Source organism: Deinococcus betulae (genome assembly GCF_020166395.1).
In the GTDB taxonomy this organism is placed as follows: domain Bacteria; phylum Deinococcota; class Deinococci; order Deinococcales; family Deinococcaceae; genus Deinococcus; species Deinococcus betulae.
The window spans coordinates 70,993-92,501 of sequence record NZ_JAIQXU010000002.1 but is presented as its reverse complement, the minus strand read 5'-3'; the positions used below and the strand labels follow the sequence as shown (position 1 = coordinate 92,501).

At 66.0% G+C, this 21,509-nt stretch carries 14 protein-coding genes; 11 read left to right on the top strand and 3 right to left on the bottom strand.

Features of this window, described 5'->3' with window-relative positions; genetic code table 11:
* Entirely contained in the window at positions 1 to 1,239 is a 1,239-nt protein-coding gene (locus tag K7W42_RS02880; RefSeq protein WP_224572082.1) for a glycosyltransferase, read from the bottom strand.
* Positions 1,240 to 1,735: 496 nt separating this feature from the next.
* Between K7W42_RS02880 and K7W42_RS02875 the strand changes: the two genes are divergently transcribed.
* The 4 genes from K7W42_RS02875 to K7W42_RS02860 all read left to right on the top strand — a co-directional run bounded on the left by K7W42_RS02875 (position 1,736) and on the right by K7W42_RS02860 (position 10,225).
* A complete protein-coding gene (locus K7W42_RS02875; protein WP_224572081.1) occupies positions 1,736 to 3,139 on the top strand; it encodes a UDP-glucose dehydrogenase family protein in 1,404 nt (467 codons plus the stop codon).
* On the top strand, positions 3,136 to 4,122 hold the full coding sequence (locus K7W42_RS02870; protein WP_157459192.1) for a UDP-glucuronic acid decarboxylase family protein: 987 nt from the start codon (positions 3,136 to 3,138) through the stop codon (positions 4,120 to 4,122). The genes K7W42_RS02875 and K7W42_RS02870 overlap by 4 nt, the downstream gene beginning before the upstream one ends.
* Before the next feature lie 81 nt (positions 4,123 to 4,203).
* Complete coding sequence (locus K7W42_RS02865; protein ID WP_224572080.1) at positions 4,204 to 5,637, top strand: exopolysaccharide biosynthesis polyprenyl glycosylphosphotransferase; 1,434 nt, start codon at positions 4,204 to 4,206, stop codon at positions 5,635 to 5,637.
* 358 nt (positions 5,638 to 5,995) lie between these two features.
* Positions 5,996 to 10,225 (top strand): PAS domain S-box protein, encoded by a 4,230-nt coding sequence (locus K7W42_RS02860; RefSeq protein ID WP_224572079.1) that lies wholly within the window; start codon positions 5,996 to 5,998, stop codon positions 10,223 to 10,225.
* 26 nt (positions 10,226 to 10,251) lie between these two features.
* Here the strand turns inward: K7W42_RS02860 and K7W42_RS02855 are convergent, their stop codons facing one another.
* Both K7W42_RS02855 and K7W42_RS02850 read right to left on the bottom strand, forming a co-directional pair.
* Complete coding sequence (locus tag K7W42_RS02855) at positions 10,252 to 11,451, bottom strand: sensor histidine kinase (RefSeq protein WP_224572078.1); 1,200 nt, start codon at positions 11,449 to 11,451, stop codon at positions 10,252 to 10,254.
* A 734-nt stretch (positions 11,452 to 12,185) separates the two neighbouring features.
* Positions 12,186 to 13,454 (bottom strand): substrate-binding domain-containing protein, encoded by a 1,269-nt coding sequence (locus K7W42_RS02850; RefSeq protein WP_224572077.1) that lies wholly within the window; start codon positions 13,452 to 13,454, stop codon positions 12,186 to 12,188.
* Positions 13,455 to 13,963: 509 nt separating this feature from the next.
* Here K7W42_RS02850 and K7W42_RS02845 point away from each other — a divergent pair.
* The 7 genes from K7W42_RS02845 to K7W42_RS02815 are packed head-to-tail and all read left to right on the top strand — an operon-like array spanning position 13,964 to position 21,501.
* On the top strand, positions 13,964 to 14,425 hold the full coding sequence (locus K7W42_RS02845; protein ID WP_224572075.1) for a hypothetical protein: 462 nt from the start codon (positions 13,964 to 13,966) through the stop codon (positions 14,423 to 14,425).
* 1 nt (position 14,426) lies between these two features.
* Positions 14,427 to 14,990 (top strand): tetratricopeptide repeat protein, encoded by a 564-nt coding sequence (locus K7W42_RS02840; protein ID WP_224572073.1) that lies wholly within the window; start codon positions 14,427 to 14,429, stop codon positions 14,988 to 14,990.
* Positions 14,987 to 16,348: an O-antigen ligase family protein gene (locus K7W42_RS02835; RefSeq protein WP_224572071.1), complete on the top strand. Its 1,362-nt coding sequence runs from the start codon at positions 14,987 to 14,989 to the stop codon at positions 16,346 to 16,348. Before K7W42_RS02840 ends, K7W42_RS02835 begins: the two co-directional genes overlap by 4 nt.
* Positions 16,341 to 17,996 (top strand): tyrosine-protein kinase domain-containing protein, encoded by a 1,656-nt coding sequence (locus K7W42_RS02830; RefSeq protein WP_224572069.1) that lies wholly within the window; start codon positions 16,341 to 16,343, stop codon positions 17,994 to 17,996. Before K7W42_RS02835 ends, K7W42_RS02830 begins: the two co-directional genes overlap by 8 nt.
* Positions 17,993 to 19,264 carry a flippase gene (locus K7W42_RS02825; RefSeq protein WP_224572067.1) on the top strand — a complete coding sequence of 424 codons (1,272 nt, stop codon included), beginning with the start codon at positions 17,993 to 17,995 and terminating at the stop codon, positions 19,262 to 19,264. Before K7W42_RS02830 ends, K7W42_RS02825 begins: the two co-directional genes overlap by 4 nt.
* 1 nt (position 19,265) lies before the next feature.
* Positions 19,266 to 20,597 carry an O-antigen ligase family protein gene (locus K7W42_RS02820; protein WP_224572064.1) on the top strand — a complete coding sequence of 444 codons (1,332 nt, stop codon included), beginning with the start codon at positions 19,266 to 19,268 and terminating at the stop codon, positions 20,595 to 20,597.
* Positions 20,590 to 21,501 carry a glycosyltransferase family 2 protein gene (locus K7W42_RS02815; protein WP_224572062.1) on the top strand — a complete coding sequence of 304 codons (912 nt, stop codon included), beginning with the start codon at positions 20,590 to 20,592 and terminating at the stop codon, positions 21,499 to 21,501. Before K7W42_RS02820 ends, K7W42_RS02815 begins: the two co-directional genes overlap by 8 nt.
* Positions 21,502 to 21,509 lie beyond the last annotated feature (8 nt).

Here is a 21,509-nt window from a genome sequence, read left to right as displayed (position 1 = left end):
TCAGTCTCCTCCTGCGCGCAGCTGTGGGCCCAGGGCTTCTGCGAACAGTGCGCCAAAGGCGGCGGCCATCTGCGGCACCGAAAACAGCTCTTCGGCCCGCGTGCGGCCGGCCTGCCCCAGCCGCAGGGCGCCCTGCGGGTCCTGCGCTATAGCTTGCAGGCAGCTAGCAAAGGCGTCCAGGTCGCCGTCCTGCACCAGATAACCCGTCTCGCCGTGAACCACGAGTTCACGGGGGCCAAAGTCAATGTCAAAGGCCACGGTGGGGAGGCTGCACGCCATCGCTTCGACGAGCACATTGGCAAAGCCTTCGGTGTGCGAGGTCAGGACAAACACGTCCCGCTCCTGCAAAAAAGCCAGCGGTTCCGCGACGTACCCCAGAAACCGGACCGTGTTCTCAAGGCCCAGGTCCCGCGCCTGCCGCTCCAGGACCGCCCGCTCGGGGCCTTCACCGGCCACGTCAAGCTGGAACTTGACCCCGGTGTGCCGCAGCCGGCCAGCAATGGCCAGCAGGCGCTCAAAGCCCTTGTCCGGCACCAGTCGGCCCATCGCGGCGACGCGCAGAGGCGAACTGGGCGCGCGCCGCGCCGCCGGAGCCGGCAAGGGCGTCGAATTGTAGATCACGCGGCCCCGCTGCGCCGGCGTACCCAGGCGCACAAACTGGTCGTGAAGGCCCTGGGTAGGCGCCACCCAGCGGTCGGCCTGGCCCACCACCCAGCGGCGCAGCCAGCGTTTGGCCCGGCCACGGTCAATGTGACTGTGCAGCGAGTTTTCCTCGTTGGCGACATGCACAAACTCCAGTCGCCGGCGGGGCAGGGTGCCGACCGCCACCCCCGCATACCACAGCCGCGAATACACGATGTCGGGCCTGGACGCCTTGATGTGCTGCTGGAGGCGCCGGCGCGCCTGCCAGAGGTTGCGGACAGCGTGCCAGGCGCCCATAGGCTGGTCCAGGGCGGGCGCTATGCCCAGGTCGGTCCAGGGCAGGCCCGCCTGCGCCAGCCGCTCGCCAAGGGCGTTTTGCTGGGGCACGGTGAACAGGGTGACCAGTTCGCAGTGGTAGTCGCTGGCTGGCAGGTTAAGTAGTAGGTGAACGAGCTGCATCTCGGCGCCGCCGGGCCACAGCGAGGGCAGAACGGCGAGAACCTTAAGGGGACGGTGGGGGCGGGACTGCCGGGAAGTGTGCGGCGCGGTCAGACGCGGTCCCCCAGACACACCGGGTAAAGAGGTCAGCTGCGTCATAGCACTCCTGTAGAACCTTGAGGCAGTTCGTGCAGACCAGGCATCAAAAAAACAGAGGATGTCGCTGCTGAGTCCGCTGGCAGGGCATCCGTCCCCATTGTGAGTGCCTGGGATTGAGGCTGTGAGATGAGCGACTGGTGCCCAGCTCTGACAAGCAGTTGCTCAGGGAGATATCTGAAGTCAACCTGACTTTTCTTCAGATTCTTCAGGCTTCACAACTTGGTCCAAGTAGAGCTGTCTCATCAGTCAACTTTGTAATTTCAAGCTCTTGAATGAGATAGGCCGCGATTTCCTTAGAAGTGACCCCGGTGTTTCATGAGTAACAGCTGACCAGAAGGTGACCAGCTGTTATTCACTTGCCCAGTCCTTCTAACCTACATAAATCGCAGGGCGACCTTCACCTTTATCTTCATTTTTCGCTTCGGCCGCGTGATTACCGCAAACAAAGATTACGAGCAGCACAGGAATGCAGGTGGGCAAGCTCATAGGGGGGCACATGAACATCACCATCGTTGGAACGGGGTATGTGGGGCTGGGCACCGCCATTATGCTGGCGTACCTGGGCTATCAGGTGACGGGTCTGGACAGTGACGAGGGAAAAATCAGCAGCCTGAAGGCCGGCGCCCTGCCCATCTACGAGCCGGGGCTGGACGACCTGCTGCAGGCGGCCAGTCCCAACCTGCGCTGGACCACCCAGTACAGCGACGCTATTCCAGAGGCCGATTTCATCTTTGTCTGTGTGGGCACGCCGCCGCTGCCCGACGGCCATCCCAATCTTCAGTATCTGGAAGGGGCCGTGCGCAGCATTGCGCAGCACCTCGACGGCAAGCCGCAGATTATCGTCAACAAAAGTACCGTTCCTATCGGCACAGGCGACTGGGTGCTGCGTATTCTAGAAGAACACGCCGCGCTGTACGCCACCAGCCACTACGAGGTGGTCTCTAACCCCGAATTTCTGCGCGAGGGCACCGCGCTGGGCGACAGCCTCTACCCGGACCGCATTGTGCTGGGTGGCAGCAGCTGGGCCACCGGGCAGATGCGGACCCTCTACGCCCCCCTCATCGAGCAGAGTTTTGAAGCGCCGGCCCATGTGCCCCGGCCCAGAGGCTATGAACGCCCAGCGGTGGTAGAAACCACACTGACCAGTGCCGAGATGATCAAATACTCCGCCAACGCCTTTCTGGCCCTCAAGATCAGTTACGCCAACGAGATCGCTGGCCTGTGTGAATGCGTGGGGGCCGATATTCACGAGGTGGCGGCCGGCATCGGGCTAGACCACCGCATCGGCACGCGGTTTCTGGCGGCGGGCGCCGGCTGGGGCGGCAGCTGCTTTGGCAAGGACACCAGCGCCCTGATTACTACTGGCCAGGACTACGGCTATAGCATGCCGATTCTGCGCGCCGCCATGACGGTCAACGAGCGCCAGCGCAGTCTGGTCATCGAAAAACTGCAAAAGCATGTGCGCCTCCTGAAAGGCAAACGGGTGGCCGTGCTGGGCATGGCCTTCAAGCCTGACACCGACGACCTGCGTGACGCGCCCGCCCACGATTTCATCCTGCGGCTGGGCCGGCTGGGCGCCACCGTGGTCGCCTACGACCCGGTGGCGATGCCCCGCGCCCGCCGCGAATGGACCCACTTGCACTATGTCGAGGCGGTCTCGGCGTCGGCGGCGCTGGCCGGCGCTGACGCGGTCATCGTCGCCACAGAATGGAGCGAATTCCGCAGCCTGAACTGGGAAGAAGTGCTGGCCACCATGCGGGGGCGCGTGGTGATTGACGCCCGCAACATCATCCGCGAGCCGCTCGCCGCCCCTGCTGTTCTGGAACAGATTGGCCGGGAGCAGCCCCAGTCGGCTTTCCTGCCGGCGTCCGGGCTGGCGGCCGTCAAAGTGGGCGCATGAGACTGCTGCTGACCGGCAGCGCCGGGTTTATCGGCAGTCACCTGGCGGCCTCTTTGCTGACATCTGGCGCTCAGGTGATCGGGGTGGACAACTACCTGAGCGGTCAGCCCGCCCACACCGAAGCGCTGAAGCGGCATCCCGGTTTCACCTTCTTTGAAGCCGATGTCAGTCAGGGGCTGCCGCTGGTGGCTGGCCCCCTGGACTGGGTGCTGCATTTTGCCTCGCCGGCCAGTCCGCCCCACTATCAGCAGTTTCCGGTCGAGACCCTGATGGTCGGCGCCCAGGGCACGCAGCACGCCCTGAACCTGGCCCGCCGTCAGGGCGCCCGCTTTCTGCTGGCTTCCACGTCCGAGGTCTACGGCGACCCCCTGGTTCACCCGCAGCCCGAAACCTACTGGGGCCACGTGAATCCCAATGGCCTGCGCAGCTGCTACGACGAGGCCAAGCGCTACGCCGAGGCCATCACCATGGCCTATCACCGGGCTCACGGCCTGGACACCCGCATCGTCCGCATTTTCAATACCTACGGCCCCCACATGCGAGCCGATGACGGCCGGGTGGTGACCAATTTCATTCACCAAGCGCTGGCCGGCGAGGCCCTGACGGTGCAGGGCGACGGCCAGCAAACCCGCAGTTTCCAGTATGTCAGCGACCTGATTCGCGGCGTAAGGCGCCTGATGGACGTGACCTATCACGGCCCGGTCAATCTGGGCGGCACAGACGCCATCACCATGCAGCGGTTTGCTGAGGTGGTGCGCGCGGCCATCAATCCAGGGCTGCCGATCCGCTTTGTGCCGCTGGCGGCCGACGATCCCCGCCAGCGCCAGCCGGACATCACCCTGGCCCGCACGCTGCTGGGCTGGGCCCCAGAGGTCAGTCTGGATGAGGGCCTAAAACGCACCATTGCCTCTTTCCGGCAGCAGGCCAGCCCGGCTGGGCCGCTGCCCGCCGCTGACCTGCCGCTGCACCACCCCGCCACCTGACCCATAGCTCTATAAGCCCCCGGACCAGTCACCCTTCAGGGTGCCCTGGACCCTGCCCTTTGCCGCCAGGAGGCCCCCCCCGTGCTGACCATCCGCGCTGAACGAGTTCTGCCGCAGGCTGCCCAGTCTTTGGCCCTGCTGTATTTGCGCCGCCGAGTGCTGAACGGCACCATGCTGCTGGCCGGTGACCTGCTGGCCCTGGAAGTCTCTTTGCGCCTGGCGGGCAGTCTGCGCCGCCTGCTATTCGGCGAACTGTTTTTGCCTTCCTGGAGCGGGCTGCTGGCCGCCACCTGGCTGCTGGGGGCTTACCTGAACAAGCTGCTGCCCAGCTGGGGCCTGGGGGTGGTGGAAGAAGTCCGGCGCATCATCGGGCTGGTGGCGCTGGTGTTCGGGGTCACGGTGCTCGCCATCGTGCTGGTGGGTCAGGTCAGCGATGTCAGCCGGCTGGTGCTGATTCTGGGCGCTCTGCTCGCCTGTCCCCTGGTGCTGCTGGCGCGCTTTGCCGTGCGGCACCTGCTGATGCGGGCGCGGCTGTGGGGCGTGCCCACTGTGGTCTACGGTGCCCACGAAGGGGTCATCGCGGCCCTGCAGGCCACGCCAGGCCTGGGCTACCTGCCCGTCGGTGTCTTTGACGACGTGTCGTCGGGCCGCGTGCTGGGGGTGCCGGTGCTGGGCCACCTGCAGGAGCTGGACCTGGGGCGGCCGGTGGCGCCGGTGGCCATCGTGGCCCTCCCGCAACTTCAGCGCGACGAATTTACCCTGCTCATAGAAGGCACCCTGCGCGCCTACCGCAAGGTGGTGGTGGTCTCGGCCATGGCAGACCTGCCGTCGCTCTGGGCGATGTCGGTGGACATGGGCGGCATCCTGGGCCTTGAACTCACACGCAACCTGCTGGACCCGGCGGCCCGGCTGCTCAAGCGGGCCTTTGACCTGACCAGCACGCTGGTGACGGCGCCGCTCTGGGTACCGCTGTGCCTGCTGCTGGCGGCGGGGCTGTGGCTGGAAACCCGGACCTCGCCCCTCTTTTTGCAGGAACGTATTGGAGAGCACGGGCGGCGCTTCTTCACCTGGAAATTCCGCACGATGGTGCCGTGCGCCGAGCAGGTCCTGCAGCGCCACCTGGCCGACAATGCCGCGCTGCGCGCCGAGTGGGAAGCCCACTTCAAGCTGCGCGTGGACCCCCGGATTACCCGTCTGGGCGGCCTGCTGAGGAAAACCAGCCTGGACGAACTGCCGCAGCTGGTGAACGTGTTGCGCGGCGACATGAGTCTGGTTGGCCCCCGGCCTCTGCCGGCCTACCACGAGGCGCAGCTCCTGCCCCGCACCCGGCAACTCAGAACCCAGGTGCAGCCGGGCATGACGGGACTGTGGCAGGTATCGGGCCGCTCGGCGGCTGGGAACGCAGGCATGGAACGCTGGGACCCCTATTACGTGCGCAACTGGTCGCTCTGGCTGGACCTCGTCATTCTGGCCCGGACCTTCCGGGTGGTGCTGCTGGGGTCTGGGGCGTACTGAAACAGTGGGCCAGGCAGGTTGGTATGGACTTGAGCGGGCACCCTTGCTCAGCGTATCGAGTGGAGCGTGGCCGGCCGAGTTCTGTGCCGGGCCGCGTCCAGATCAAGGTAAGCGGCAGCAAAATGACATCGGCCGCCAAGGCGGTGTCATGTCTGCTCCAGAGTGTTCATCCTCTACCGCTGCATACTCCACCTTGCTTCAGTGAGATGCCCTCTGTCCTGGGCAGCCCCCGCGTCTTCTCGGCCGCCTGTTTCTGAGGATGTGGGGCCCTGGCAACGGTGACCCCCGAAAGACATGGACGGCCCTGAAGGTTAATCCAGACTGCCATCACAGCGCGGTCTCTAGAATGCCTCCAGCTATGTCCCTTCCTTCAGCCGCTGCCGCGACACCTTTTGATGTGCTGGTGGTGCTTCCTTCCGCTGATGGGACGGCAGCACTCGCGGCCATCTTGGCTGACCTGCCTACTGACCTGTCGGCTTCCGTGGTGATCGGGGCGTCCTTCGGTGGTCAGGCGGCACTTCTGGAAGAGTTGCAGCGCCACACCCCGCTGCCTATTCACTGGGCGCAACAGGGGACGGTACTTCAACCGGGGCACATCTATGTCAGCCCGCCACAGTTGATCTTGGAAGTGAAACCGGGTGGCCGCTGCGCCCTCACGCCGCCGGTGGGTGAACTGGCGTCAGAACGCCCGCTGGATCAGCTGCTGGCTTCCCTGGCGATCAGTTTCGGGGCGCGCACCCTGGGGGTCATGCTGGTGGGCCTGGAGGCCGACGGGAGGCTGGGCGCGCGTGCCTTGCGCGGCGCGGGGGGGCTGGTCGTGGCGCAGGGCCCAGGCTCGGCGGACACCCACCACGAGGGGGAGGCAGCGGCTCTGGTGCAGCCGTTGGAGGGGCTGGGCCGCACGGCGGCCGACCTCCTGACGGGTCAGCAGCCTCGTCCGCCGCTGACTGGGGAACGCCCGGTACCTGCCAGCGCCTCTGCGGCAGATGCCCTTCAGACAGTGCTTGAAGGAATTGATGACTTCTTCTACGCGCTGGACGCTGACTGGCGGTTCCTGTTCGCCAGCCGCTCTGCACTCGACCAGTGGGGCAAGCAGGGCGCTGACGTGCTCGGCCAGCCTTTCCTCTTGGCTTTTCCGCAGGCTGCCGGGAGCGCTGCCTATGAAGCGCACGAGCGCGTTATGCAGACCAGAACGCCGGAACGCCTGGAGACGGTGTCGCCAGTGCTGGGCCGCTGGATCGAGATTCATCTGATGCCAACCCCGCAGGGTGGCCTATCCGTCGCATTCAGAGATATCCAGGCGCGCAAGCAAGCAGAGCAGCGGCAGGCCTTCCTGCTCAAGCTCAGTGACGCCCTGCGTCCCCTGGCCGGCAGTGCCGAGATGGAGCGCACGGCCGTGCGGCTGCTGGGCCAGGAACTGGGCGCCAACCGGGTCTTTTACGCCACAGTAGACCCTGGTGGCGACTTCTGGAGCGTTCAGCACGACTACGCCGATGGGGTACCCAGCTGCGCGGGCCGCTTCCCCATATCCGATTTTCAGCGGGGGCGGCTGGCCCAGTGGCAGGCCGGGCAACTGTCCAGCGTGGCCGACAGCGACACTGACTCTACGCTCAGTGCAGCGGACCGGGCGGCTTACGCGGCGTTCGACACGCGGGCAGTGATTGGCGTGCCGCTGGTCAAGGGTGGCCGCTTTGCCGCGCTGCTGTCGGTCAATCAGACCAGACCGAGAGACTGGAGCGAGGCCGAGATCGCACTGACCCGTGAGGTCGCCGAGCGCACCTGGGTGGCTATCGAGCGCGCCCGCGCGGAGGAAGCACTGCACAGCAGTGAAGAGCAGCTGCGCGCCGTGCTTGATTCGATGGCCGAGGGCTTTGCGCTGCTCGGCGATGACTTCACGATTCTGGATGTCAACGAAGAAACGCTCCGGCTGGATGGCCGCCCGCGTGAGGAACTGATCGGCCGAACACACTGGGAAGTGTTTCCTGGCACCGAGAACTCGCCAGTTGGCGAGCTACTCAGGCGCGTGGCGCAGCAGCGCACGCCTGATTCTCTTGAGCACGAATACCGCTGGCCTGATAGGCAATCTCGGTGGCTTGAGATGCGCGCCTATCCCATGCAGGACACCGGCGTGGCGATTTTCTGGAGCGACGTGACTGACCGCAAGCGGGCAGAAGAGGCCATGCGGGCCTCGGAGGAAAAGTACCGCACCCTGTTCGAGTCAATTGACGAAGGGCTGTGCGTCATGGAACTCGTCCTTGATGAGTCCGGCCAGGTCGCTGACCTCTGCTACCGCGAAACAAACGCGGCGTTTGAGCACCAGACGGGCCTCCGCGCTGCCGTGGACAAACGGGCCAGCGAGCTGTTTCCACAGCTGGAGTCACATTGGCTGGAGGCGGTAACGCGGGTTTACCGCACCGGGGTTTCGGAGCGCACCGAGGGCTACAACGCCGACATGCGCCGCTGGATCACCACGCAGTACTCGCGGGTCGGGAGTCAGGGCAGCCCGTTTGTGGTGGCCGTCTTCAACGACATCACCGCACGCAAGGTTGCCGAAAAACGTCAGGTTTACTTGCTCGACCTGTCCGACGTCCTGCGGCCCCTGACCGAGCCGCTTCTCATCCAGCGCGAAGCCAGCCGGTTGCTCAGAACCCATCTGGGTGCCAGTCGGGTGGGCTACGGCGAGGCCAGTGGGGAAGGTGTGACGTACACCGTCATGGCCGAAGACGTTGCCGGTGGGCTTGACCCGTTGCTGGGTCAGACCTTCAGTTGGGCCGGTGTCGGTTCATCACGGCTTGAGGCGCTGCTTGAAGGGCGGCTCATCACATGCGAGGACGTTCAGGCAGCAGACGACCTCACCCCAGAGCAGAAAGAGGCTTTGGCCGCCGCCGGCTGCCGCGCCTTCATGGTCGCGCCGCTGATGAAGGCTGGCCGGCTGGCCGCCTGTTTCGTGGTGCATTTTGAGACTCCCCACAGCAGCGCCCCTGGTGCAACCATGCTGCTGGAAGAAACTGCCGAGCGCACCTGGACCGCTGCCCAACGCGCCCAGGTGGAAGAGGCCCTCACCGACTCGGAAAGCCGCCTGCGGGCCCTGGTTGAGCATCTGCCAGGAAGTGCAGTTTTTGTGGTGGACCAAGAGCTGCGGTACGTGCTGGCGCAGGGTGAAGCCCTGATAGCCGCTGGCGTGACCCCGGAAGATCTGGTCGGCCGCTCTGTCGCGCAGGCCATGCCCCCCGAACTGGTGGCCGACTACGAGATGCGCTACCGTCAGGCGCTGGCGGGCGAAAGTTTCGAGGTGGAACACACCGCGCATGGCCGCGCGTTCATTACCCGTGGGGTGCCGCTCAGAACTCCGTCAGGGCGCATCTCCGCGGCTCTGGCCGTTTCCTACGACATCACGGACCGTAAGCAGGCAGAGGAGGCGCTGCGCCAGAGCGAGGCGCGGCTGGCGGCCATCTTCGAGGTGCTGCCGGTAGGCGTTGGCTTTACCGATACGGCGGGCACGCTGCGGCTCAGCAACCAGGAACTGCACCGCTTCCTGCCCACAGGCCTTCTGCCTTCCCTGGACCCAGAGCGGCAGGCACGCTGGGCCGGGTTTAGTGCCGAGGGCCAGCGCGTGGAACCGCATAACTTTCCCGGCGCGCGGGCCCTGCGCGGCGAAAAGGTCGTGCCGGGGATTGACATGCTGTACACCCTGGACGACGGCTCGCATGTCTGGACGCAGGTCTCGGCGGTGCCGCTGCGGGACGCTGGGGGCCACATCACCGGGCAGGTGCATGTGGTGACGGACGTGAACGCCCTGAAACGCGCAGAAGAGGAGCTGCGCGCGCTCAACACAGGACTTGAAGAGCGCATAGAGGAGCGCACCCGCCGCCTCGCAGACCTCAATGCAGAACTGGGGGCGCTGATTACCCGCACGGCCCGGAACCTCGAAGCCCCGGTGGGCTACTTCAGCCAGTTTCTGGACCCTGGGCGCGCCGAGCAACTGCTGACCGACCTCTCCCCACAGGTGCTTTCGGCGCTTCAGGACGAGCTGGCGCGCCTCCGGGGCGTTGCGCAGGACCTGCGGCAACTCGCCCACCTGGAAGACCAGACCCTCAACCGGGAGTTGTTGCCACTGGGCGAGCTGTTTGCCGAGATGCAGGCCAAGGCGACCACAGCGCGCCGGACAGAGTGGCTGATTCAGCCCCTGCCTATCGTGCGGGCGGACCGGGCGCTGTTGACGCAGGCCCTGACGGTGCTGCTGACCTTCACGCTCAGTGAGACTCGGGGCGCGCGGTATATAGACGTCACCAGTCAGGAGGTTGAGGGTGAAGTGTGGGTCACGGTGCAGGACGACGGGGTAGGCCTGAGCGGCGAGGAAGCGGCCACCCTCTTTGACCTCGCGGTGCGCACCGAGCAGACAGTGCCACTGCTAGAGGGCGGTGGGCTGGTGCAGGTGCGGCGCATTCTGGCCCGGCACGGGGGCTGGGCGTGGGCCGAGTCCCGCCTGAATGGGGGCCGGATTGTCCTCGCCTTTCCACGCGACGAAACGGTGACTGATCTGGAGTCCCTCCTGCGGGGAGATTCTCCAGGGCCCTCATTGAACTGACGCAGAGGCTTTCCCAGGGTTCCGGCCTAATCTCCTCTGGGTTCCTTAGGCCAGGCGAACCAGAACGTGGCCCCCTGCTCGACCTTCCCCTCGCCCCAGGCCCGGCCCCCAAAGCGTTCACACAGGCGCCGCACCACCGCCAGGCCCACCCCTGCGCCTTCGTACAGCTCTGCCGGGTGTAACCGCCCGAACAGCTCAAAGGCTTTCTCCTTCTGGCGCATGTTGAAGCCGACGCCGTTGTCCTCAAGGCCAATCCAATAGTCTTTTTCTGTTTCCTTTACCAAGAACCGGAGCTGGGCTTGTGGCCGCGTCCGGGTGAACTTCAGGGCATTGGCAAGGTACTCGTGGAAAATAATCTGAAAGACCTGATGGTCACCTTGAAGGGTCGGCAGCGGCACGCGGGACAGTTGGATCACCCGGTCGCTCTGGAGCGGTTCCAACTCTTTGAGGACTTCCCGGAGCACCCGGTTGAGGTCGATAGGGCGCAGTCGCGCCCGGATCATCCGGGCCTGCATGTAACCCTTCAGAGAGGTCAGTAGCCCCTGGGTGTGCTGCACCGCTGTGGCGACATGGCTCAGTGAATGCAGGCGGTCGTCCGGTTCCGTTTGTCGCTCCAGTAAGGTCAGGAAGTTTTGCGCCCGGGTCAGGGTGGTGCCAAGTTCACGCTCGGCGGCCAGCGTCACGTCTCTGAATTCATCGCCAAGCTGTTTTAACCGGACGGTCTGGCGGCGCAGCTCGTGTTCCATGCCCTGAGTGATGGCGAGCAGAGACTGGTGCGCCGCCTTGAACGCCGTGACATCGGTGGCGCTGAGATGACACAGGCGCACTCCATCTGCACGAACGTACAGACTGGCGACCAGAACCATGTCCAGTGGTTGGCTGTTTGGCCCAGCGAAGCACACCTCACGGCGGTGTGTGCTGAGGCCGCTCAGGACACGACTCAGCAGCGACGTGAGGGCAGCTTGGCTGTCTGGCACCAGCGCGTTAAGCAGCGGGCGCCCCAGCAGCAGCGCGGGGATTGACCCCAGTAGCGCGGCACCCTGAGTGTTGACCTCCACGATGCGGCCCTGGTCATTGAGTAGAAAGGCTGGGTGAGGCGCGTCTTGAAAGAGAGTTCTGACGTGTGCCGCCTCGACCTGGAGAGCCTGTACCTGCGCCTCAAGTGCCCGGAGCTGCATGTCCGTTGTGGGCAGCAAGGAGAGAGGTGCAGACGAATCGTAGGTCATAACGTCACCTGGGGCCAGCGAAGGGGAAGAAGGGAAGCAGAAGGGGCTACGCCGAACTCTGTAGGAAGAACTACACATTACGCGATAGAGGGTGTGAGGGTCAGCATGCGGCACCTCATGGCCGGCCACAGAGAGAAGTGGACCTCACAAAACCGGGGCGTCGTCATGACGCCCCGGGAGGTTCGGGTAGCTTCAAACGTGAACGGACGCATGGCCTGCTTTGAATCGAATTGTGCGCCTGTACTGTCAGAAGCCCTGCGTCTTGCGAGTGGGCGCTTAACAGTGGTTTCACACAGCTAGGCTTATTTCGATTCTGGAGATCTCGTTGGAGCCAGCTGCTAAGAATGAGAGGGCGGCGGCTATTTCCCCCTCTACTGTCGCCGAGATCAGGCGCTAGGGGAGCGCGCCAAGATGAGTTCAAGGCCTGAAAGCTGAGGTTGTCTCCTTGAAATTGATAAAGAAGAGTTAAGAAAAGGCAGGCGCTTATAGGACAGCCTGCGGCAATCTCTGCTTTGAGCTGGTAGAGGGTCTTGCCGCGACACTGAAGCCAGTTCCACCAGACGGAATAGAGAGACATCGAAGAACGTGGCTTCGGTGCCCCGGTGCTTTCTGCATGCGAGAGCGTTGCAGGCGACATCCATTCGAAGGGCCTGCAAGGCCTTTCGCGGGCGCCTGGGTCCAGAAGTGGCGACCTCTTAACCTGGGCCGAACCGGTCATGGATTCTCCACCTTTCCTACAGCGACTGCCGGTCTACCACCGTGGTGGGCACGACTTCAAAGGTATCCGGCCCTTGGCTGCTGCGGGGCGCCAGCGTCATGTCGGCCACCAGCTGAGACAGCGCGTCCATGTCATAAGCGACGGTGGTCAGCACAGGCTGGAGATAGCTCAGGAGAGGCTCGATGTTGTCGTAGCCCACCAGGCCGACCTCACGGCCCAGCACCCAGTCAGGCCGCTCGGTTTCCAGGGTGTGCAGCAGCAGCCGGGCTGTGAGGTCTGACAGACCCAGCACCGCCACCCGTTGCCGGCGTTCGCCGACCCAGAAGTCCAGTTCGGCCATCAGCTCTTCGGTAATGGCAGTGCCTCGCCGTGCCCGGCGCACCTCAAGCGCGCCCGGCGTGACGGCAAGCTGCTCGAACAGATCTGCCGCCTGGTGTAGGGCCCGCTGACGCAGGGTCGAGACCGTCTGCGCGTGGTTATGCTCCGGGTTGACCCACATCCGCAGTTCCGGCCTTGGCCCGAAATGGCTGTTCAGCACACGGGCCAGGCCTTCTAACCGGGCGCCGGGAAACCAGTGATCGGGGCTGAAATACCCCAGATGCAGCAGGTCGTAGCCACTGTCCAGTGCGCGCTGAATCAAATGTTCAGACGCACTCACCCAGTCCGGAGCCACGCTGGGCAGTCCTTCATGCCGGCCGATGAGCACCGCTTGACGGCCAGTGGCGGCCAGCAACGTCGCCTGATGCCGGGTGTGCCGGCCCTCCCACAGCACCACACTGCTCGTGACGCCGGACTGCGCTAGTTCCGGCAGGGCGCGGCCGCTGGTAATGGGTGTAATGACAGGGTGGCGCTCGCGCTGTAGGAACGTCCTCATCAGGTACAGGAGCATCTGCGCGTGGTAGGGGTTAAACAGCTGCTCGATATCCACACACAGCGCGACAATCGGGCTGCCGTGGCTGCGCCGGGCCTGGGCCACCAGGTCGGGGGTATAGCCTAGCCGGTCCGCCTCGTCTTCGATGCGGCGCAGCAGGTCGGGCCGCACCAGATGCCGCGCGTCCGGCCGGTAGGCGCGGTTCACGGTGGCGACCGAGGTATTGGCGGCCATCGCCACGCGGTCACGCGCACTGATGGTGTAGCGCAGCGCCAGGGCACTGGCCCTGACCTGCTCTATGGTCTCAGCAGGCATGGTGCCCCGAAGCGCCAGCGCCTCACGCACCTGATGGGTAGAGAGGCCAGCGTGCTGGGCGATGCGCTCAACGTCTCGGTTGGAAATCGACTTTTTCATGCGGCCCCTCCGGCTCTGCGCAGGCAGAGAGCCTTGGTGTTGCCCCTGAATGTTCGCCTTGCGTCTGTTGCCCAAAGCGGCCAGTGGCCAGCAGAGGTACTGCCGTGACGTTCAGCCTGGCTTACGTCATCTCAACCACGGAAGGTTGTGGACATCAGTTAGGCATACCGAAGCCGCAACGTCAATTCTGTCCATGAAGTTTCTCACCTTGTGTAAAAGATGAATAAACTCTCTATAGTCGCGCTTAGCTAATTGGTAGTCAGATTCGAGAAATGATGTTTCAAACGTGAATCTTCCCTTCTCGCTTACCTAAAAATGATCATCATTTTGGGCAGTTGAACTGTCTGAATAATGAGCAAAACTGGCCTCACCTTCTTAAAAGATTCCTGCGTTCAGTCATCCTGAGCGACTGCTTCTCAGTGCGGTCACCTCTCATCATGAGCGGTATCTCATTTGTCTCGTCTCAGCGCCGGGCCCGTGGTCCAGGCGCTGTGATCCAAGGAGGACGTATGAACCAAAGGAACGGAGCGCTACTTACCGTGCTGGTGATGGGTTCAGTGGCGGCCGCCGCGCCGCTGACGGGCGACGCGCAGAGTCTGGTCATGCGTCTGGCTCGGGCCGGGGACGTGTCCATGACAGGTGTGCGTTGGACCGAAGACGGCACCACCAAGGTCGTGTCACGCGCGTTCAACGCCCAAAAATACTGCCTGACAGAGCCGACCCTGAATCTGCTCCAGCGTCAGCCCACCAACGTGGGGGTGCAGGCCATGGTGTTTCTGGAATTCCGCTGCGTCAACCGCATTCAGGGCAAGGTCCTCACGCCAGAACTGGCCCTCGCGTTCCTGCGCAGTGTGGGCTATACGGTCAGTGGCTCCAATCTGCTGACCAACCTGCTCAATAACCCGCCAGCCGCCAACGCCCTGGCCGCCGCCAGTCAGACTGCGGTGACGCCCATGACCCCCCGCAACTGAGGTGACGCTGCCCCGACCCCTTGCCCTGGTCACGGCTGGCCTGATGCTGACCGGAACGGCCGCGCTATGTAGCGTGGCCGTTCAAGGTTATCTGGCCAGTCGGGCGCGCGACCAGGCCGAAGCCCTGCGCCAGAACGGTGAGTACGACCAGGCCTGGAGCATTCTGGAAGCGGCGCTGCGGCGCACGCCTGCCTCGGCCGAGCTATGGGCGGAACTGGGGCAGACTTACCGCGCCGCCTGGTTTTTTCGCCTGAAGCCCGAGCTGCTGACCTCGGCCCTGACAGCCTACGAGCGGGCGTCGGCCCTGAACCCCCTGAGCGCCACGGCACCCGCAGAACTGGCCCGCACCCTGGCCCTCTCTGGGGCCTATCGTCAGGCCAATCAGGCGTACTTGCGCGCGCTGGTCAACGATCCCCGGAATCCAGGGCTGCTGGTGGACCGCGCCCAGACCCTGGAAAAGCTGGGGCAACCCTCGGCGGCCCTCAGGGTCTACCGGGCCGCCGCCCACATCAAGCCCAATGAGTATTCACAGGCCGCCGAGGAGCGGCTCAGGAGCGGCCCGTGACCACCCTGAATCCCAGCCTGCCCCGCGTCCTCGAATGGGCCTCTCTGGCGGCCCTGTGCGCTTTCGTGGCCTGGGGGCCGCTGGCCCAGGGCAGCGCCTTTTCTGGTGGCCGGGCAGGTCTGACAGTGCTGGGCCTGCTGGCCGGCGGCTTTTACCTGGCTGCCTTGACCCTTTCGCCGGCCTCTGGTCAGGTCTGGCGCTCCTCCTGGACCCTGTGCCTCTGGACCCTGCTGGCCTGGGTGGGCCTGAGCGTGCTGCGCGCGCCTGCCAATGCCGTTCAGCAGGGCCTGTTGCTGGCCAGTGTCCTGCTCGCGGCCTATGCGGCGCGCGGCCTGCTGGTCTCAGCGCGGCGGCGCCAGGCCTTTGGCCTCTGGCTGATGGCGGTGGTGGCGGTCATGGCGGCTTACGTGGCCGTTCAGCATCTGGGGGGCGGCTGGACCTTGCAGGTTGACCCGGCCACCCTCAGCGGCACCTACTACCACCCCAGTCATTACACCGGTTTCGTGACGCTGGCCCTGCCGGTATGCGTCTGGGCGCTGGCGCAGGGCCCGCAGTGGTGGCTGCGCGGCGCCGGCTTGGTGGCGGGCCTTGTTCTGACCGCTTCCCTGCTGCTGACCAATTCCTCCAGTCTTCCCACCGCGCTGCTGGCCGGCGCCTTGGCGGCTGTTTTGGCCGTGTGGCGGCGCCAGCGCCGCTGGGGTCAGCTGGCCGCTGCCGCCCTGCTGCTGGGGGTGGGCGCCAGCACCCTGCTGCTGGCCACCCCCCAGGGGCGTCAGGCGCTGGACCGGGCGATGGGGGGCATTCAGACCAAAAGTGTGGACCGCTTTCTGATCGAGCGGGGCAAGCTCTGGGCCATGGACGCGCAGGCCGCGCAGGCGGCGCCTGTCACCGGGGTGGGGCCCGGCAACTTTGTCGCCTTTATTCCCCGCTTCCGGCCAGCCCAGGCCGAAGGGCCCAATGACCTCGCCTTCAACTTCGTGAATTACGCCCACAACGACTACTATCAGCTCGCCATCGAGCTGGGCTGGACCGGCTTGGCCCTATACGTGCTGCTGCTGATCCTGACCCTGGCCGCCGCGCCCCTTCAGGACGCCCTGGGTGCCTCGCTGCTGGCGGGCGTGGCGGCCCTATGGCTGTCGGGAATCTGGGACGCCCACGCCACCGTCGTGCCCGGCACCATGGCCTGGGCCTGGGTGGCGTACGGGCTGGTGGCGGCGCGGGCCGTCAGGGTCGCCAGGTCACACGCCGTTCCCGCCGAGCCAGTCCCTGAGCCGCGCCGCCGTCGGCCAGGCGGGGCCACACCGGACCCAGGCCTCCTGACCCTCGGGCCCGCCGCAGGAGGAAAGGCGCATGAATGACCGGACCGCACCAGATGTCATTGACCTGACCCGTTCGCTTCAGGTGCTCAAGCGGTCGGCCTGGGTGATCGCGCTGTCGGCCGCTGTGGTGGGCGTGTCCACCTACGCCTATTTCAAGCAGCAGACGCCTCTTTACAAGGCCAGCACCATGATCGTTTCGACCGGCAACCAGACCGGCAACCAGACGGTCAACCAGACCCTGGTCAGCGCGCCGCCGCTGCCGTCCGGCGCCCTGCAAGGGGCGCTGCTGAATTTGAATGTGCTGCGTACCATCAACGCCGGGCTTCAGAAGGTAACGGGTCTGACCCCCGAGGCGCGCGCCGCCCTCCAGCGCAAGCTGCTCAACGAGGCCGCCGCTGGCCGGTCCAGCACCGTGCGGGCGGCGGGCGACGTGGACATGTACGGCAACGGTATTTACACCATTAGTGCCCGGCACCCCAACCCCCGCGTGGCGGCGCAGCTGGCCAATCTAGCCACCAGCGCCCTGATTACCTGGGACGCCCAGCGCGGCCTCGTGAAGGTCAGCTCGGCCCGTGAGGCACTGGAAGTCCAGCTGAGCGACACTGAAACGCGGCTGGCACGGCTGGGGCCAGTGGGCACAACCCCCACCCGCGAGCAGCTGACCCTGCTGAACCAGCAGTCCGTGCGCACCAATGACCTGAACAACCTGCGCGCCCTGGAACGGGCTGTGGTGGGGTCGCTGGCCCTGGTGGCCCAGGCGGTCACGCCCCTGAAACCGGTGTCGCCTCAGCCTGCGCGCAACGCGGCGGTGGCGGGTCTGTTCGCCCTGCTGGCGGCCACGGCCCTGATTCTGCTGCGGTCCTCGCTGTCGCGGACCGTGTCCTCGGACATTGACCTGCGCGGCATGCACCTGCGGCTGCTGGGCGAGGTGCCCCGGCTGCGCGTGGTGAAAAAAGGCCAGTCGGTGCTCACCATGATGCACAAGGGCAAAGGCGCCGACAGCGTGACCTTTCTGGCCAGCAACATCCGCGGCCGCCTGGGTCAGCAGCCCAAAACCGTGATGGTGACCTCGCTGCTGCCCGGCGACGGTAAATCCACGCTGGTGGCCGGCCTGGCCGGCAGCTTTGCGGCGGGTGGCCTGCGCACCCTGCTGATCGAGGCGGACGTGCGGCACCCAACCCAGCGCGCCCTCTGGGGCCTGGCGGCCGAAACCGCCAGCTGGGTCAACCTGCCCCAGGCCGCGCCGTTTCCCGGCGAGGAAGCCCGCGCCCTTCAGGCCGCGCTGCGTAACCCCGAGGCCGCTCAGGCCCGGCGCCTGACTGACCACCTGCACCTGGTGGTCACGGCGCCCCACGAGGGCGGCGCCACCCGGCTGCCCACCGAGGCCTTTCGCGCCGCCCTGCACACCTGGTCTCAGGGCTACGACGTGGTGCTGGTGGACGCGCCGCCGGCCCTGGCCATTTCTGACCCCCTGGAGCTGGCCTCAATGGTCAGCGGCGTCCTGATTGTGCTGGAGCCGGGCAAGGCCAACATGTCGGGCGTGCAGCGGCTGCTGGACACCCTGGAACTGGCCAGCGCCAGCGTGATCGGAGTGGCGTTTAATAAGATTGATCCCCGTCATATGGCCACCGCCTATGGGTACGGCTACGGCTACCATCCCAGTGGGCTGCCAGCGGAACATGCATGACTGCGACCCCGCCTGAGGCAGGCCGCCGCACCCCGCGCAATATTGCGGCCCTGTACGGGGTGCAACTGGCCACCTACCTGCTGCCGCTGCTGACGGTGCCGTTTCTGGCCCGGACCCTGGGGCCTCAGGCCTGGGGGGCATTGGCGATTGCCCAGGCGTTTGCCGGCGTGGTCTGTCTGCTGGTGGATTACGGCTTTGACCTCTCCGCTACCCGCGAGGTGGCGCGGGCGCAGGACCAGCCGGGGCGCCGGGCCGAGCTGCTGTCGGGGGTGCTGGGCGCCCGGCTGCTGATGACCCTGGGCGTGGCAGGGCTGACCCTGCTGGCCCAGGCGACGGTGCCGGCCCTGCACCAGCCGCTGCTGCTCTGGGCCGCCGTCGCCTGGGGCGCCGCGCAGGCGTTCAGTCTGCTGTGGTACTTCCAGGGCCTAGAGCGCCTGACCCGCGTGGCCAGCCTGGACATCGCCGCCAAGGTGGCGGTGACCGCCGGCATCCTGCTGCTGATTCGGCGGCCAGCGGACGCCTGGCTGGTACCGGCCCTGACCGCCGGCGCCACCCTGCTGGCCAATGCCTACGCCCTGCATCTGGCCCACCGCGACACGCCGTTTTTGAGGCCCACCTGGCGCCGGAGTTGGGGGACCCTGCGCCTGGGCTGGCCCCTGTTTCTGTTCCGAGGGTCGGCGGCTTTTTACAGCACCGCCAGCGCTTTTTTGCTGGGCCTGTTCGTGCCGGCCAGCCTGGTGGGGGCTTACGCCGGGGCCGAGCGCATTGTCCGGGCAGTGCAAGGCCTCCTGACGCCCCTGAACCGCGCGCTGTATCCCCGGTTTGCCCAGGCGGCCGAAGCCGGGCCAGCGCCGCTTCAGGCCCTGCTGCCCAGGGGCCTGTGGCTGATGGGCGGCGTGGGCGCCCTCATGAGCGCTGGCACCTGGCTGACGGCCCCGCTGCTGGTGGCCCTGCTGCTGGGGCCAGGCTTTGAGGCGGCGGTGCCGGTGCTGCGTGCGCTGGCCCCCTTGCCTCTGGTCATCGGCGTGAATATGGTGTTTGGGCTGTTCTGGCTGGTGCCCCTGGGCCATGACCGCGCCTTTAACCTCACGGTGGCCGGGGGGGCGCTGCTCAACGCCGCGCTGATTGTGGCGCTGGTACCGGGCGGCGGCCCACTGGGGATGGCCGAGGCGGTGCTGCTCACCGAACTGCTGGTGGGGGCGGCGCTGTACCTTCAGCACCGGCAGACTCTGCGGCCTGCGGCGGCTGGCCGGCCGGCCAAGGCCTGAGATGCAGCTGCGCCGCCGCGACGTGGACCTGTGGGTTCATGCGGGCCTGTTCAGCCTGTATCTGGGCACCCTGTCGGTGTTTGGGGTCACGCGCCGGCTGGACCCCTCTCTGGGCAGCGCGGCGCAGCTGGGCCTGCTTCTGCTGACCTGGAGCCTTCTGGTGTTCGCCGTCTGGCGCTCGAAGCGGGTGCCCCTGGGGGGCGTCGTGCTCCTGGCCCTGCTGCCCTACCTGCACATGCTCTATTTCTCGGCCACCGGTGAATCGGCGGGCGGCGCCTTTTCCTACCTGTACAAGTTCAGTGGCTTTCTCATGGCGCCTTACCTGTGGGTGTGGGCGCGCTTCCGCGACGACGCTCAGATCGAGCGCACACTGATGCTGGTGGCGTCGCTGCTGGCGGCGCGCGCGGTGCTGAGTTTCGCCGTGCCGGGCCTGGCCATCACCTCCGGCGGCTTTGCCGATGACTTCACCGTCTACGAGTGGGTTGGGCCGCTGCCGCGCATCTTTTATCCGGGGATGCCGCTGGTGTTTTTTGGCCTGATGGTCTCGTTGCGTAACCTCTTTCTGGCCGCTGACCGGCAAACCACCCTGGAACTGGTCCGGTCGGTGCTGTTCGCGGCGGCGCTGGCCGTCAATCTGTCGCGCGGCATCATGATGTTCGCCGTCGTGGTGACGGCGCTGCTGCTGCTGGTGAAATTCACGAGCAGTCGCGTGGCCGCCGGGCGCAAGGGCCGTCTGGTGCTCATGTCGCTGCTGGCCCTGACCGGCCTGACCCTGGTGGTGGTGGCCACGCCGCTGTCAGACACGGTGGCCCAGGTGGCGTCTGGCTTCAGTAACCAGGAGCGCTTCAGCCTGGACCAGGGCAACCTCGACTGGCGCGTGGAGCAGATGCGCGCCGCCTACCGCATGGTCGAGACGCCCGAGGAGCAGGCACTGGGGGTCGGGACCAACACCTTTATTCCCGAAAGCATCGAGCATCCCGTGCCCGGCGAGGTCACCAACGAGCTGCATTACTCCTACGACTCGGTGCGCTGGACCTTTGGCGCCGCCGGTCTGGCCCTGCTGGTGGGCTTTGCCCTGCTTCAGCCTCTGCTCCGGGTGCTGGTGACTCGGCCTGCCTCACCCCTGGTGCTTCCGGTGGTCATGACCGGCAGTTTTATCGCCCTGGTGGGTCTGTACACCGTGGTCTTTACCACCACTGACTGGAGCTTCGTCCTCAGTGTATGTGGCGCCCTTCTCAACGCGCGCTGTGACGCCTGGCGCGCCGCGCCGTCTCCGGTCCGTTCTGAACCCCTGACCTTTCCCGTTCCCTCCCAAGGAGTGCCCCATGACTGATTCTGCTTCGCCTGCCCCTGGTGTTCAGCCGGCCGCCCCGCCCCTGGTGGGCACCGTGGTCATCAACTACAACGGGTGGGGGCATACCGACACCTGCCTGCGGTCTCTGGCGGCGCTGGACTACCCACGCGCCGACGTGGTGCTGGTGGACAACGGCTCGACCGACGACTCGGTGGCCCAGTTGCGGGCGCGGTATCCAGACCTGCCCATCCTTCAGATTCCGGCGAATGTGGGCTTTACCGCCGCCAATAACGTGGGCACCCGTGAGGCGCTGCGGCGCGGCGCAGACCACGTGTGGTTTCTCAACAACGACACGGCGGTGGACCCTGGGGCGCTGTCGGCGCTGGTCGAGGTGGCGGCCGGGCACCCGGGGCTGGGCGCCGTGGCGTCGGTGCTGTACTCCATGCGTGAGCCGGAGCAGGTGCAGGGCTGGGGCGGGGGGTGGATTGACCTCTGGCGGGGCCGCGCCGAGCTGTTTCAGGCCCCGGTGCCCTGGGCGCAGCTTGATTTTCTGTCCGGGACCAGCCTGCTGGTGCGCCGCCGCGCGCTGGAAGAGGTGGGGCTGCTGGACGAGCGGTATTTCATGTACTGGGAAGACGCCGATTTCAGTCTGCGGCTGCGGCGCGCGGGGTGGGGCCTGGGCGTGGCGGCGGCGGCCCGGACCTGGCACCTGGGCGCGGCCTCCATGGGTCTGAGCACCCTGACCCACAAGAGTCTGGACTGGGAACTGAATTTCACCAAAAGCGGGGTCCGGTTTTTTCGCCGTCACGCGCCGGTGCCGCTGTTGCCGCTGCTGGCCGGGCCGGGCCTGTACCTGCTCAAGCGGATGCTGCGCGGCCAGTGGTCCCGGGCGGCGGCGGTGGCCCGCGGCGGCTGGCTCGCCTTTCACCGCGCCGCGCAGTAAAGGAGAAC

Bases quoted from the DNA above. Each gene is read 5' to 3' on its own strand.
- K7W42_RS02880 (WP_224572082.1), bottom strand. From the start codon at position 1,239: ATGACGCAGCTGACCTCTTTACCCGGTGTGTCTGGGGGACCGCGTCTG.
- K7W42_RS02875 (WP_224572081.1), top strand. From the start codon at position 1,736: ATGAACATCACCATCGTTGGAACGGGGTATGTGGGGCTGGGCACCGCC.
- K7W42_RS02870 (WP_157459192.1), top strand. From the start codon at position 3,136: ATGAGACTGCTGCTGACCGGCAGCGCCGGGTTTATCGGCAGTCACCTG.
- K7W42_RS02860 (WP_224572079.1), top strand. From the start codon at position 5,996: ATGTCCCTTCCTTCAGCCGCTGCCGCGACACCTTTTGATGTGCTGGTG.
- K7W42_RS02855 (WP_224572078.1), bottom strand. From the start codon at position 11,451: ATGACCTACGATTCGTCTGCACCTCTCTCCTTGCTGCCCACAACGGAC.
- K7W42_RS02850 (WP_224572077.1), bottom strand. From the start codon at position 13,454: ATGAAAAAGTCGATTTCCAACCGAGACGTTGAGCGCATCGCCCAGCAC.
- K7W42_RS02845 (WP_224572075.1), top strand. From the start codon at position 13,964: ATGAACCAAAGGAACGGAGCGCTACTTACCGTGCTGGTGATGGGTTCA.
- K7W42_RS02830 (WP_224572069.1), top strand. From the start codon at position 16,341: ATGAATGACCGGACCGCACCAGATGTCATTGACCTGACCCGTTCGCTT.
- K7W42_RS02825 (WP_224572067.1), top strand. From the start codon at position 17,993: ATGACTGCGACCCCGCCTGAGGCAGGCCGCCGCACCCCGCGCAATATT.
- K7W42_RS02820 (WP_224572064.1), top strand. From the start codon at position 19,266: ATGCAGCTGCGCCGCCGCGACGTGGACCTGTGGGTTCATGCGGGCCTG.
- K7W42_RS02815 (WP_224572062.1), top strand. From the start codon at position 20,590: ATGACTGATTCTGCTTCGCCTGCCCCTGGTGTTCAGCCGGCCGCCCCG.